The organism is Lacinutrix sp. MEBiC02595, from assembly GCF_053601555.1.
Genome location: NZ_JBSHNU010000243.1, coordinates 370,415 through 385,692 on the forward strand (window position 1 = coordinate 370,415; position 15,278 = coordinate 385,692).

Annotated in this window: 10 protein-coding genes; 8 read left to right on the forward strand and 2 right to left on the reverse strand. The window is 33.0% G+C overall.

The features are described 5' to 3' along the window. The first annotated feature begins 114 nt into the window (after positions 1-114). The 4 genes from ACVCZW_RS15275 (at position 115) to ACVCZW_RS15290 (ending at position 5,886) form a co-directional block, all read left to right on the forward strand. Entirely contained in the window at positions 115-3,741 is a 3,627-nt protein-coding gene (locus ACVCZW_RS15275; RefSeq protein ID WP_452232808.1) for a S8 family serine peptidase, read from the forward strand. 147 nt (positions 3,742-3,888) lie between these two features. Next, the gene (locus tag ACVCZW_RS15280; RefSeq protein WP_452230554.1) at positions 3,889-4,374 is read left to right on the forward strand and encodes a DUF1761 domain-containing protein; all 486 of its coding nucleotides are present in this window, start codon (positions 3,889-3,891) and stop codon (positions 4,372-4,374) included. Between the two features lie 70 nt (positions 4,375-4,444). Then, positions 4,445-5,602 carry a GNAT family N-acetyltransferase gene (locus ACVCZW_RS15285; RefSeq protein ID WP_452232809.1) on the forward strand — a complete coding sequence of 386 codons (1,158 nt, stop codon included), beginning with the start codon at positions 4,445-4,447 and terminating at the stop codon, positions 5,600-5,602. Positions 5,603-5,682: 80 nt separating this feature from the next. Then, positions 5,683-5,886 (forward strand): hypothetical protein, encoded by a 204-nt coding sequence (locus ACVCZW_RS15290; protein ID WP_452230556.1) that lies wholly within the window; start codon positions 5,683-5,685, stop codon positions 5,884-5,886. 50 nt (positions 5,887-5,936) lie between these two features. Here ACVCZW_RS15290 and ACVCZW_RS15295 read toward each other — a convergent pair whose 3' ends face one another. Then, positions 5,937-6,863: an SPFH domain-containing protein gene (locus ACVCZW_RS15295; protein WP_452230557.1), complete on the reverse strand. Its 927-nt coding sequence runs from the start codon at positions 6,861-6,863 to the stop codon at positions 5,937-5,939. Between the two features lie 74 nt (positions 6,864-6,937). Between ACVCZW_RS15295 and ACVCZW_RS15300 the strand changes: the two genes are divergently transcribed. Beyond that, the gene (locus ACVCZW_RS15300) at positions 6,938-7,624 is read left to right on the forward strand and encodes a hypothetical protein (protein ID WP_452232810.1); all 687 of its coding nucleotides are present in this window, start codon (positions 6,938-6,940) and stop codon (positions 7,622-7,624) included. 116 nt (positions 7,625-7,740) lie between these two features. Here the strand turns inward: ACVCZW_RS15300 and gltX are convergent, their stop codons facing one another. After that, positions 7,741-9,249 carry a glutamate--tRNA ligase gene (gene gltX, locus ACVCZW_RS15305; protein WP_452232811.1) on the reverse strand — a complete coding sequence of 503 codons (1,509 nt, stop codon included), beginning with the start codon at positions 9,247-9,249 and terminating at the stop codon, positions 7,741-7,743. Between the two features lie 200 nt (positions 9,250-9,449). On the opposite strand from gltX, the gene ACVCZW_RS15310 reads away from it, so the two are divergent. The 3 genes from ACVCZW_RS15310 to mnmG all read left to right on the forward strand — a co-directional run bounded on the left by ACVCZW_RS15310 (position 9,450) and on the right by mnmG (position 15,239). After that, positions 9,450-12,857: a hypothetical protein gene (locus ACVCZW_RS15310; protein WP_452232812.1), complete on the forward strand. Its 3,408-nt coding sequence runs from the start codon at positions 9,450-9,452 to the stop codon at positions 12,855-12,857. After that, positions 12,850-13,266 carry an rRNA maturation RNase YbeY gene (gene ybeY / locus ACVCZW_RS15315; RefSeq protein WP_452232813.1) on the forward strand — a complete coding sequence of 139 codons (417 nt, stop codon included), beginning with the start codon at positions 12,850-12,852 and terminating at the stop codon, positions 13,264-13,266. Before ACVCZW_RS15310 ends, ybeY begins: the two co-directional genes overlap by 8 nt. A gap of 101 nt (positions 13,267-13,367) precedes the next feature. Further along, a complete protein-coding gene (gene mnmG / locus ACVCZW_RS15320) occupies positions 13,368-15,239 on the forward strand; it encodes a tRNA uridine-5-carboxymethylaminomethyl(34) synthesis enzyme MnmG (RefSeq protein ID WP_452232814.1) in 1,872 nt (623 codons plus the stop codon). Positions 15,240-15,278: the final 39 nt, after the last annotated feature.

Here is a 15,278-nt window from a genome sequence, read left to right on the forward strand (position 1 = left end):
AAGAAGTGGATTTTTGTTGTGTATAAATTCTTTCTAAAATATTAGAAATAAAGAATAATCACTATATTCGAGTGCTATTATTCTAATTTTAAACATTTTACAACTAAACTAACCATGAAAAAAACCAAAAAATCTACAAGCTTAATAGGCTTGTTTACTACTTTATGGACTGCAATACTTTTACTCCATTGTAGTTTTTTAACCGCTCAAAATTCTAATATCGTTTACTTTCAAGACGAAGTAATTAGCATGCCAAATAACATAGAAACCTTCACTTGGGATGCGATGCCAGAAACCGCAAAATTTAGAGAAGGTTATTTTGGATGGCTTCAATTTAATGAAACACCTTCCCAAAGTATTCAAGATGCATTTAAAGCTAAAAAACTAAAGCTTATTGCGTATTATCCAGATAGAACCTACCTTTTTTACTTTCCGAAGCGTACCAATATAAACTACTTAAAACAATCTGGAGTACGTTCTATTATTCCTTTAGAAAACAGACTTAAAAAATCTTTAGAAATCAAATCTAACACGATTGAGGACTACGCAATGGAAGGAAATAATGTGCTTATCACGTTATTGCATCATGATTTTGTTAATACCGATTATGTAGTTTCAGAATTACTAAAAATAGAATCTGTAACCATCCAAGAAAATTTTAAAGGACACAGCATGTTACAAATTGCCGTTCCTTTAGAACAAATAGATCAAGTAGTATCTAAACCTTTTGTAAAATGGATAGAATTAATTCCAGCACCTGCAGTAAAAGAAGATATACAAGGACGAAATTTGCACAGAGCTTCTAATTTAGATACACAAACCACTGCTGGTAGAAATTATACAGGAGCAGGAATAGGTGTACTTGTAAGAGATGATGGCGTTGTAGGACCTCATATTGATTTTGAAGGAAGAATAGATAATAGTGCAACAACAACTACCGGACAAACGCATGGGGATGGTGTTGCTGGAATATTAACAGGAGCCGGAAACCTAGACCCAAGAAAAAGAGGAATGGCGGCAGGGGCAAACCTGTTTGTAACCGATTATATTTCTACATTTTTAGATCCGGAAACAACGAATTTAATTAGCAACGGATTTGTACAAATTACAAACTCATCGTATGGTGATGGTTGTAATGATGGCTACACTACCAATTCTATTACTGTAGATTCTCAAACAAATGCAAACCCTACGTTATTGCACGTATTCTCGGCAGGTAATTCTGGGGCTTTGGATTGCGGTTATGGAGCAGGAGCAGGTTGGGGAAATATTACTGGAGGACATAAACAAGGTAAAAATGTAATTGCAACAGCAAATACATTTTTTGATGGATCATTATCCAGTACCAGTAGTCGTGGTCCTGCTCTAGATGGTAGAATTAAGCCAGATATCACAGCGCACGGACAAAACCAAGAATCTACAGCAGAAAACAACACCTATCAAACATTTGGTGGTACTTCTGGGGCAGCTCCAGGAATTGCAGGTGTTTCTGCACAATTATATGAAGCTTATACTACTTTAAATGGAGGTGCTTTACCAGAGTCTGCTTTAATAAAAGCAACGCTACTAAATACAGCAAATGATTATGGAAATGTAGGCCCAGATTTTAGTTTTGGTTGGGGAATGGTAAACGGACTTAGAGCAGCAAAGTTAATAGAACAAGGACGTTATTTAAATAGTACCGTTACACAAGGAACAAATAATAATCATTTAATGTATGTACCAGGAAATACTGCTCAAGTGCGTTTTATGGTGTATTGGAGTGATGAAGCAGGAGCGCCAGCAGCTTCACCTGCATTAGTAAATGATTTAGATTTAGTAGTAACAGACCCAGGAACTGGAACACACCTACCATGGGTTTTAGATTCAACTCCAAATGCTGCAAACTTAAATACACCTGCAACTACAGGTGCAGATCATCTAAATAACATGGAGCAGGTTTTAATTAATAACCCTGCTGAAGGAGCATATACTATAAATATTTCAGGATTTAATGTTCCCGTAGGACCACAAAAATATTATGTGGTTTATGAAATTATTACCAACGGTTTAACACTTACTTATCCGTTAGGAGGAGAAAAATTAGAGGTAGGAACTCAGGAAGTAATACATTGGGATGCCGTAAATGTTAGCGGTTCTACGGATCTAGAATACTCTATAGATAATGGTGCTAGTTGGACGGCAATGGCTACTGTAGCAGCTACAGTTACTAATTATACGTGGACCGTTCCAAATAGTATTTCTGGAACGTGTTTAGTAAGAGTTTCTAATGGCACATTGGTCGATCAAAGTACTGCTAATTTTTCTATCGCAGAACGCGTAACGGGTGTGAATATTACACAAATTTGCCCAACAGAAGTAAGCCTAACCTGGAATGCAGTAACAGACGCGACGTCATATGATGTTTACCTTTTAGGAGAAAAATTTATGGAGGTTGTAGGTAACACTACAACAACATCTTTAGCAATTCCTATTACAGATCCTAATAATCCAATTTGGGTTGCGGTTAGTGCCAAAGGAGGAAATGGTTGGGAAAGTTTACGAACAAACGCTGTAAATTATTCAGGTAACGGATTGTTTAATTGTCCGTTAAGTAAAGATATAGCAGTAACCGTATTGAATAATTCAGCTTCCGATTTTGTTAAAGTATGTAACCAAGATCCTATAATTATTACGGCAGATATTTCAAATTTAGGTACAGACCACCAATCTAATTTTATGATTTCCTACCAAATAGGAACAGAAACTCCGGTAGATGAAATGTATGCAAGTATTCTTTCGCCTGGTATAACAGATACTTTTATTTTTAGCACACCAGTAAATGTAACAGCCAATGGTGCTTCTACCTTAAAAGTTTGGACCTCGCTTTCGGGAGATGAATTTACAAATAATAATGAAAAAGCATTAGATTATTTTGCACAAGTATCTGGTACAGAACCAGGTGTTGTTGAAACGTTTGAGGTAAATGGAGTACCTCCAAGTGGTTGGGCATTAAGTAATCCAGATAATGCTAGAACTTGGCAAGAACGAGCAGGTATAGTTGGAATAGACGGCAATACAACAACAACAGCTTATGTAGATGGGGCAAATTATAGCGCAAGAGGACAAGAAGATGTTATTATTACCGCGTATTATGATTTAGATTTTAATGGTACCGCAGAATTAAAATTTGATATTGCAAAAGCACAATGGTCTGCAGCTTACAATGATGGTTTTCGTGTAGAAGTTTCTATAGATTGTGGCACAAATTACACACAAATTTATTTTAAAGAAGGTTTAGATTTAGCAACAGTTGGTTATATTAATGCTTCTTGGTCTCCAAATAGTGGAAGTGATTGGAGAACCGAAATCGTAGATATTACGCCTTATATTGGAGAACAAATATTGCTTCGTTTTATAAATATTAATGATTATAGTAATAGTACTTTTTTAGATAATATTAATCTAACAAAGGAGGTCAATCCTTTATCTATTGCAGAAAATGAATTAGAAAATGCAATTTCTGTATATCCAAATCCATCGGAAGCAGATGTATTTATTCATATTAATACTACTATTGGCAATACGTATCAAATAGAGTTATTAAATAACCTCGGACAAAATATTACTTCCATTTCTAAAACGCGTTTTAGTCAAAGCGCCCAACAGCGTTTGGATGTTTCAAAATATGCGGCAGGATTATATTTCGTGAAAATTAAAGTAGATAACCAGGAAGTAGTGAAAAAATTAATTATAAAATAAGGAAGAAATAGGTAAGTGTAAAATCCCATAATTATAATATTTATGGGATTTTTTTTATTTTTGGTCCTACTGGGCTTCTAGGGAACTAATTTTATAAACAGCCATTATTTTTTGTACATTGAAAACAACTAACTAATACTATTAAAAATGGAACAACTTATCAACCCTTGGGCAATCCCAGTAGCGGCTGTTGCAGCCTTACTAATTGGGGCAATTTGGTACAATCCAAAAGTCTTTGGAAGCGTTTGGATGCGAGAATCTGGTATGACAGAAGAGAAAATGAGAGGAACTAATATGTTCAAAATCTTTGGCTTGTCTTTAGTTTTTGCAGCAATGTTGGCTGGGTTATTAATGAATTATACAAACCATCAATGGGGAGCAATAGGAATGATAGGAGGAAGCCCAGAAACAGCTTTACCATCCTATGAAGCTTTTATGGCAGACTACGGAAATGCTTTTAGAACCTTTAAACATGGCGCATTACACGGAACTATGTTTGGTGTGCTTGGCGCATTACCAATACTTGGAACTATCGCATTATTTGAACGTAAAAGCGCAAAATATATTTTTATAAATGCTGGATATTGGATGGTTACACTTGGTGTAATGGGCGCATTACTTTGTGGCTTATAAAATTTTGTAATTATTTATCACATGTAAAGACTGAAAGCTTTTATTTTCAGTCTTTTTTATTTTTATTTATTTGATACACTTTAAACTTTTTAATACTACTGAAGACCTTCCAGAATCCTGGAACTACCTACCAACACAAGATATTTTCTTAAAAACTCCTTTTCTAAAAGCATTAGAACAATCTTCACCAAGTAATATAACATCTTATTATTTAGCTATTTTTAAAGCTGAAAAGTTAATAGGAATTGCCATTTTACAACGTCTAGAAATGTATGCAGAAGATATCTTTAGAAAAACATCTTCTAATATTTTTAAAGTAATCGGAAAAAAAGTAATTGCCAAAATAGTAAGAGGAAATGCTTTAATTGTTGGAAACGTAATGCATACAGGACAACATGGTTTGTTTTTTTTAAAGGAAGAAATTTCGGAAGAAGCATATCTGAATCAGATAAGTGCGGCAATTAAAGAATTGCGAAAAACGATAAAAAAGCAATTCCGAAAAAAGATACGAATCATCGCTTTTAAAGATTATTTTGAAACCGATAGCATTCACGAAAATCATGCTTTTTTCCAAAAAGAAAACCTGTATAAAGTACAAGTACAACCCAATATGTTATTTTCTATTCCGAAAGAATGGCATACCAAAGAAGATTACATCGCTGCTTTCACTAAAAAATATAGAGATCGTTTTAAGAGAGCAAGAAAGAAAGGAGCTGCTCTAGAACTTATAGAACTAGATTTAGAAGGTATAAATAAAAATGCTAATGCACTTTTTGATTTATATGAGTGTGTATCAGATAATGCAGGAATAAACTCCTTTAAACTAGCTAAAAATAATTTTTACAGCCTAAAAGAACATTTAAAAGAAGACTTTAAAATCTTTGGATATTTTTTAAATAACGAACTCGTTGGTTTTTATACCTTAATTCTAAATGATAAGAAGTTGGAAACGTATTTTTTAGGATACAACCCAGAAGTGCAGCAGGAATACCAAATGTATTTAAACATGTTATATAATATGGCTAATTTTGGGATAGAAAATAAAATGGAAACCATTGTTTTTGCTAGAACAGCAATGGAAATTAAAAGCTCTATTGGTGCAAAACCATATACTATGTATTTGTATTTAAAACATACCAATAATATTATTGCCAACACCGTTTTAAAATTCATTGTGAAGTATATGAACCCCATTAGAGAATGGCAAGAGCGACATCCTTTTAAATAAGGCTAGCTTTTAACTATTATATTTTTGATTATTGTCTAAATATCAGTAACTTATGTTGTGTAATTTAGAGTATAAGGATCATGAAAAACACTCAGAAAATATTAGTTAGAATTTCTAAAATTTTATTAGACATAGAAACGAATCATCATGAATTGTATGTGCATTTAGATGAAAATCCGATGCCAATTCCTGCTTTGCAACAGTCTAAAGTAGATTCTAATTCACTAGAAGATTATTTTATAAGCCTGAAAGAGATTCTAAAAAAATATAAAAAGAACCACTAAAAAAACCTCAAAGATTAACTTTGAGGTTTTTATAAGAATAGTAAATATGTTTATTTAATTTCCTTCTTTTTAGCATTCTTCATTGCTTCTCCAATTTGATTACTCGCAGTAAAACTAGCAACCATATCATTTAACATTTGACTTCCTGCTTGTGGCGAATTAGGCATTAATATTAAATTACTATTAGTATGTTGTCCAATAGCCTGTAACGTATCATAATGTTGGGTAACTACAATTAAAGCAGATGCTTCTTGACTGTTAATACCAACTTTATTTAAAACCTCTACAGATTCTTCTAAACCTCTTGCAATTTCACGACGTTGATCTGCAATACCTTGTCCTTGTAAACGCTTGCTTTCTGCTTCCGCTTTTGCTTTTTCAACAATTAAAATACGTTGTGCATCTCCTTCATATTGTGCAGCAGTTTTTTCTCTATCTGCAGCATTAATTCTATTCATTGCTATTTTTACTTGCGGATCTGGATCAATATCAGTTACTAAAGTTCTAATAATATCGAAACCATAATCTATCATAGCATCATTTAATTCTGCTTTTACAGCTAAAGCAATATTATCTTTTTTAACAAAAACGTCGTCTAACTTCATTTTTGGAACTTCGGCACGCACTACATCAAAAACATAACTTGTAATTTGATCATGCGGATAATCTAATTTATAAAAAGCATCATACACTTTTTCAGTAACTACTTTATATTGTACAGACACTTTTAATTTAACAAAAACATCATCTAAAGTTTTGGTTTCAATAATGACATCTAATTGCTGAATTTTTAAACTTAAACGACCAGCAATCTTATCTATTATTGGAATTTTAAAACGTAAACCAGATTGGCGAATAGCATGAAATTTACCAAAGCGCTCTACAATAGCAGCTGTTTGTTGTTTAACAGTAAATATTCCAGAAATTAAAATGAGTAATCCGAAAAAAATAATAGGTATAAAAAGAAAATTTCCCATAATATGTTTTTTAAATGGTTAAAATAATAATACTTTAAAATTAAGCTATATTTGTCCAAACCACACATACAATTATGAAATTTAAACAGTATATCTTATTAGTAGCCTTTTCGATGGGTTTCGTTACAATAAATTTCGCGCAACACAGAACGGTGCCTATAAAAAATGGAGTAGGAATTCAGGGAGGACTTACGCAGTTTGATATTATTACCGATAATTTTGATACCCAAAAAGGAAATGGTTGGATTGCTGGAGGATCTGCAACGGTAGATATACCGCATAAGTTTTACAATATGAGTTATAGTATTCAGCTTTCTGAAAATACCGTTGGTATTGCTGCACGACCTATACCTTTAATTACTTCTGAAGAATATATCGATTATAAATTATTTACGGCACAGATTTCTTTACAAGCACATATTAAAATTGTAGATAGTTATTTAACGCTGGACGTTGGACCAATGTTGCAATATAATAGCGAATTAGAGCTGAAAGATGATAAATACGAAAACTATTTTATTAGTAATTACAACAATCTTCTAGCAAAAGAAATCAGTGATATTTCAAAGTTTAATGTGGATGGTGCTATTGGTTTATCTGCTGGAGTGAGCCATTTTAGATTGAAAGCACAATATATCTACGGATTTACAAATATGTTTGGAAAGTTAAATAAGAATAATTTAGATACTAGCGGAAGCAGTGAAAGTAAGTTTAAAGGAAATCAATCGATGTTAGCTTTTACACTAATGATTACATTATAAAGAATATTGTTTTTTAAAGGATAGATTACCCTGTAGTAGTGTCTTTTAAAATCGTATAAAAAATAAAAAAGCGAGCTTAACGGCTCGCTTTTTTTGTTTTATATATAAGTAAATATTTAAATAGTATTTGCTAAATTTTCTATTCTTTCTACCGTTTGGTTTTTACCAATCATATACATAATATCAAAAACTTCTGGACCTTGTAATGCACCAACTAACGCTAAACGCAATGGCATCATTACTTTTCCAAAACCAATTTCTTTGTTGGTAATCCAGGTTTTAATAGTAGTGGTAAGGTTTTCTACTTCAAAGTCTTCTATCGTATTTATTAACATAGAAAGTTCGCTCATCAATTCACGAGTATCTTCTTTCATTGCCTTTTTATACGCTTTATCATCATAGCTTTTTGGCGCTTGAAAAAAGAAAGCACTTAAATCCCAAAAGTCACTTATAAATGTTGCTCGTTCTTTTATTAAACCAACAACCATGGCAATGTAATTAACGTCGATATCTTTTAATGCTTCGTGTTTTTGTTGAAAAGCTAAAGCTAAATCATCATTGTCTTGCTCTTGCATATAATGATGATTAAACCATTTTATTTTATCTGGATCAAAACGTGCTCCAGATTTATTTACGCGATCTAAATCGAAAGCAGCAATCAATTCTTCTAAGTTAAAAATCTCTTGTTCTGTACCTGGATTCCATCCTAAAAAGGCAAGAAAGTTTACCGTACCATCGGCAAAATAACCATCTTCTTTATACCCTCTAGAAACTTCACCATCTGGAGATTTCCATTCTAAAGGAAACACAGGAAACCCTAATTTATCGCCATCACGTTTACTTAATTTTCCTTTTCCTGTTGGTTTTAAGATAAGCGGTAAATGTGCAAATTCTGGAGATTCCCAGCCAAAAGCTTTATATAATTGATAGTGTAATGCTAAACTTGGTAACCATTCTTCACCACGAATTACATGTGTGATTTCCATTAAATGATCATCCACAATATTCGCTAAATGATAGGTTGGCATACCATCACTTTTAAACAAAACCTTATCGTCTAATACGTTCGTGTCTATTGTTACATTTCCTCTTATAATATCGGTAAGATGTAACGTTTCATCTTGTGGTGATTTAAAACGAATTACATAATCAGCACCAGCATCTAACTTTGCTTGTGTTTCTTCGGCAGTTAAGGATAGTGAATTAGATAAGAAATTTCTATTATGCCAATTATAAATAAATGTTTTTCCTTTTGATTCATGATCTTTTCGGTAGTAATCTAATTCTTCAGAAGTATCAAAAGCATAATATGCATTGCCAGAAGCAATTAATTGTTCTGCATATTCTTTGTATAAATGTTTACGCTCACTTTGTCTGTATGGTCCAAATTTTTCATTTTTTCCTGGTCCTTCATCAAACGGAATATTACACCAGTTTAAGGCATCTATAATATATTTTTCTGCGCCTTCTACATAACGATTTTGGTCTGTATCTTCAATACGTAACACAAAAGTACCCTTGTGTTTTTTGGCAAATAAATAGTTGAATAAAGCAGTACGAACTCCTCCAATATGTAAAGGTCCTGTCGGACTTGGTGCAAAACGCACTCTAACGTTTTTGGTCATTGTGAATATAAAAATCAATTAAAACTGTAATCCTGAAGTTATTTCAGGAACTTAAGTGCAAAGATACAATTAACACATAATTATAAATACTCTTTAAAATAAAATTGTAGTTTAGTAGATTAAGCTAGACTATCTTTGCTTTTACAAAGATAAATGTATAAAAATGGCTTCTGGCAAAGGCGGAAATCTATATTAATATATTGAGCAACTTTAAAAACATACAAGCAAAACTTGAATCGTTTATTAGAAAATATTACACTAATGAGCTAATTAAAGGCACAATTCTATTTTTTAGTATTGGGTTATTATACTTTTTAGTCACCTTACTTATAGAGCATTTTTTATGGTTAAGTTCTACAGGAAGAACCGTTTTGTTTTGGCTCTTTGTAGTTGTGGAGTTGTTGTTGTTTGCTAAATTTATAGCTATTCCGTTAGCTAAGCTATTAAAGCTTCAAAAAGGAATAGATTATTTAGATGCTTCCAAAATTATTGGTACACATTTTCCAGAAGTTAGTGATAAACTTCTTAATGTTTTACAGCTAAAGCAATCTGAATCTTCATCGGAATTACTTCTTGCAAGTATCGAGCAAAAATCAGCAACACTGCAACCAATACCATTTAAGCTTGCGGTTAATTTTAAAAAGAACACCAAGTATTTAAAGTACGCGGCAATTCCTCTTTTGATATTGCTTTTGGCATCCATTTCGGGACATTTAGATTGGTTTAGCGATAGCTATAAAAGAGTTGTAGATTACAAAACAGCATATGAACCACCAGCGCCTTTTCAGTTTTTTGTGGTTAATGAAAATCTACAAGCAACAGAAAATAAGGATTTTACACTTTTTGTAAAAACGGCTGGAGAAGTGCAACCAGAAAATGTACAAATCACCTATAATAACGAAACCTATTTTTTACAACAAAAAGCTATTGGTAATTTTGAGTATGTTTTACCAAAACCAAAGGAGAATATTACGTTTCAACTTTCGGCAAATACCGTAACGTCAAAAGCCTATACTTTAGAGGTCATTGAGGCACCAACTTTATTGAGTTTTGATATGGTTTTACACTATCCGAGTCATACTAAAAAACGAGATGAAACGCTTAAGAGCACAGGAAACGCTGTAGTTCCACAAGGAACTAATGTTACTTGGAAATTAAATACCAAAGCAACAGAGCAAGTCCGTTTATATGCAAAAGATACCTTAGATTTTAATTCTAATGCCTTAGGTGTTTTTGAGGCTTCTAAACGTATTTATGATCATTTAAAATACAATCTCACCACGAGTAATGCGAATCTAAAAGACTACGAAAATTTGGCCTTTAGCATCGATGTGATAAAAGACGAATATCCAGAACTAAATATCCAAATGCAAGTAGATAGTTTAGATCAGCAAAGTCTTTATTTCTACGGACAAGTAAGCGATGATTACGGATTGAATAAATTGCAATTGGTATATTATCCTTCGGAAAAAGAGAGGGAAAAGACAACGGTAAATATTCCAATTTCTAAGTCTAACGTAGCCGATTTTATCAGTGCTTTTCCAAATGATTTAGAAATTACGGAAGGTATAAGTTATGAATTATATTTTCAGGTTTTTGATAATGATGCGATTCATAATTATAAACGAACTAAAAGTGAAGTTTTCTCCTATAGAAAATTAACCAAGGACGAAGAAGAGCAGAAGCAGTTACAAGAACAAAAGGAAACCATTCAAGATTTAGATAAATCGATAAAGAAATTTGAAGAACGTGAAAAAGAATTACAAGAACTTTCTAAAACCCAAAAAGAAAAGACAGAATTAAATTTTAACGATAAACGCAAATTAGATAACTTCTTGAAACGTCAAAAGGAGCAAGAAGAGATGATGAAGAGTTTTAATAAAAAGTTGAAGGATAATTTAGAGGAATTTCAGCAAGAAAAGGAAGATGACCCATTTAAAGAGGATTTAAAGGAGCGTTTAAAAGAAAATGAACAGCAGCTTAAAAAAGATGAGAAACTGCTAGACGAGTTACAGAAATTGCAAGAAAAAATCGACAAATTAGATAAAGAAGAGTTAAGTGATAAATTAGAAAAGCTTGCCAAACAAAACAAAAATCAAAAGCGCAGTTTAGAACAATTATTAGAACTTACTAAAAAATACTATATCGGTAAAAAGCTAGAAGAGTTACAACAAGAATTAGCAAAGTTAGCTGAGAAGCAAGAAAAGCTATCGGAGGAAACACCAGAAAATAATACGAAAGAAAAGCAAGACGAAATTAATAAAGAGTTTGAAGACTTTCAAAAAGAAATGGATGCTCTGGAAAAAGAAAATAAAGAATTAAAACAACCAGAGGATATTGATAGAGATAAAAATGAAGAAGAAAATGTTAAGGATGATCAACAAGAAGCTTCCGATAAATTAGAGGAAAAAGAAGAAAGTCAAGAAGAACAACAAAAACAAGATAGCCAGAAACAAGCCAAACAAAAACAAAAGCAAGCAGCTCAAAAAATGAAAAAAATGAGTGAAGAAATGCAGGCGAGTATGGCTTCTTCAAGCGGAGAACAAATGGCAGAAGATGTGGAAATGCTTCGTCAAATTCTGGATAACCTATTATTGTTTTCTTTCGACCAAGAATCGCTAATGTATCAGTTTGAAAGTATAGAGATCAACCATAATAAATATGCTTCGTATTTGCGTAAACAACATGATTTAAGAGAACATTTTTCACATATCGATGATAGTTTGTTTGCGTTATCGCTTCGGCAACCAAAAATTTCAGAAAAAGTGAATAAAGAAATCGGTGAGGTCTTTTATAACATCGACAAATCTTTAACCGTATTCTCTGAAAACCAGATAGGTAAAGGTGTTTCTAGTCAGCAGTACACGATAACATCGGCTAATAATTTAGCAGATTTTTTAAGCAATGCATTAGATAATATGCAAATGCAAATGAGTGGTGAAGGAGAAGGAGGAAAAGGAAAACCAAAACCAGGAGAAGGAAAAGGAGGTGAAGGTGGACTTCCAGATATTATTAAAAGTCAAGAACAACTTGCTAAAGAAATGCAAGGTAAAATGAAGGAAGGTGAAAAGGGTAAATCTGGAGAAGGAGAGAAAGGGAAAGAAGGTGAAAAGGGCAAAGAAAAAGGAGAAGGTAAAGAAGGAGAAGGTGGAGAAGGAGGTGATAAGCAAGGGGAAGGAGAAGGTAGTAATGAAGAGTTGAACGGAGAGTTATATAGAATTTATCAGCAACAACAACAAATTCGTCAGGCGTTGCAAGATCGATTGGCTAAAGAGGGAAAGAGTGGTGTACGAAGTAATTTGGTAAAACAAATGGAGCAGATTGAAATGGATCTTTTGAATAAGGGTTTTACCAATCAGACGATGGAAAAAATGATGAATTTAAAACATCAATTGCTTAAATTAGAACAAGCAACTTTTCAACAAGGTCAGGAAGAAAAAAGAGAATCGGAAGCTAACCAAAGACAATTTGATAATAAAACCAATAATCAAATTCCTACTGCAAAACAATATTTTAACACTACAGAAATATTAAACAGACAAAGCTTACCTTTGCAACCAATTTATAAAAAGAAAGTGCAAGAGTACTTTAAACAAAACAATGATTAGTTTTAATTACGAGAACGATTTTAAATTAAACAACGAAGAACAATTAGCTAAATGGATATCTAGTGTAATTGTTTCGGAAGGTTGTACAGAGGATGAGATTAATTATGTCTTTTGTGACGATGCATATCTGCATAAATTAAATGTAGAATTTTTAAAGCATGATACTTTGACAGATATTATTAGCTTCGATTATTCGATGGGAAAAACCTTACAGGGTGATATTTTCATATCTATAGAAAGGGTAGAAGATAATGCGAAAGATTTTAAAGTAGAATTCGCAGAAGAAGTGCAACGTGTGCTTGTTCATGGTATTTTGCATTACTGCGGATATAAGGATAAGAGCGAAGAGGAAGCTAAGTTGATGCGAAGCAAAGAGAATTTTTACTTGAAGCAATTAGCATCCATCTAATTTTTTAGCACTCATTTTTTAGTTAAGAAGCAAAGTGTTCCACGTGGAACAATCTCTTTTTTTTAAAGAAACAAACAAAAACATTTTAAAGTTATAATTACATGTTTAACGAAGTATATGATGTTATAGTTGTAGGTGCTGGTCACGCAGGAAGTGAAGCAGCAGCGGCAGCAGCAAACATGGGAAGCAAAACATTGCTTATTACCATGAACCTACAAAACATTGCGCAAATGTCTTGTAATCCTGCAATGGGAGGAATTGCTAAAGGACAAATTGTGCGCGAAATAGATGCGCTTGGTGGGTATAGTGGTATTGTTAGTGATACTTCTGCTATTCAGTTTAAAATGCTTAATAAATCGAAAGGACCTGCTATGTGGAGTCCGAGAGTGCAAAGCGATAGAATGCGTTTTGCGGAAGACTGGAGATTACTTTTAGAGCAAACGAAGAACTTAGATTTTTATCAAGAAATGGTTTCTAGTTTAATTGTAGAAAATCATAAAGTGGTTGGTGTAAAAACTTCACTTGGCGTAGAAGTAAGAGGGAAGTCTGTAGTGTTAACTAATGGAACTTTTTTAAATGGATTAATCCATATTGGAGATAAGAATTTTGGAGGAGGAAGAGCTGGGGAAAGAGCTGCTACAGGAATTACGGAACAACTTATAACTTTAGGGTTTGAATCTGGTAGAATGAAAACAGGAACACCACCAAGAGTAGATGGTCGTTCTTTAGATTTTTCTAAAATGGAAGAACAACCTGGGGATGCTGTTCCTGAAAAATTCTCGTATTTAGATAGTACCAAACCGTTGACAAAACAACGTTCTTGTCACATGACGTATACGAGTTTGGAAGTGCATGATTTACTTCGTGAAGGATTTGATCGTTCACCAATGTTTAATGGTAGAATTAAAAGTCTCGGACCAAGATATTGTCCGTCGATTGAAGATAAAATAAATCGATTTGCAGATAAAGATAGACACCAACTTTTTGTAGAACCGGAAGGATGGAATACCGTTGAATATTATATTAATGGATTCTCCACTTCGCTTCCAGAAGATGTTCAATTTAAAGCATTGCGTTCTGTGGTTGGTTTTGAAAACGTGAAGTTTTTTAGACCTGGTTATGCTATCGAATATGACTATTTTCCACCAACACAATTAAAGCATACTTTAGAAACTAAGTTGGTTTCTGGTTTATATTTCGCTGGTCAAATTAACGGAACAACTGGATATGAAGAAGCGGCTTCTCAAGGTTTGATGGCAGGAATAAATGCGAGTTTAAAGGTGGCGGAAAAGGATCCTTTTATGTTACAAAGAGATGAAGCGTATATTGGAGTATTGATAGATGACTTGATAACCAAAGGAACAGAAGAGCCGTATCGAATGTTTACTTCTCGTGCAGAATATAGAACGTTATTACGTCAGGATAATGCAGATATTCGTTTAACACCAAAAGGGCATGCCTTAGGTTTAGCGAGTGAAAAACGTTTGATTAGAATGGAAGAAAAGTTTAGTGCTTCAGATAAATTTGTTCAGTTTTTTAAAGATACTAGTATTACTACTAAGGAAGCAAATCCTGTTCTAGAAGCGAAAGATTCTGCGCCAATTAAACAGCAAGGGAAGATGCATAAGTTGTTTGCAAGACCTAATATTTCGATTGAAGATATGCGAAAACTGGAGGTTGTAGAAGGTTATATTCAAGCGCATGATTTAGATAATGAAGTAATTCAGCAAACAGAAATACAAGTAAAGTATGCTGGTTATATCGCTAAAGAAAAACTAAATGCAGATAAGTTAAATAGGTTAGAGAATATTAAAATACCAGAAGGTTTTGATTATTCTAAATTGCAATCGATGAGTTTAGAAGCACGTGAAAAATTAAATAAAATTCAACCAGTAACCATTTCTCAAGCCTCTAGAATTAGTGGTGTTTCACCAAGTGATATTTCGGTATTGTTGGTGTATATGGGAAGGTAATTTTTGTATATAAACTAATATTTATTTTTGTGTTCCACG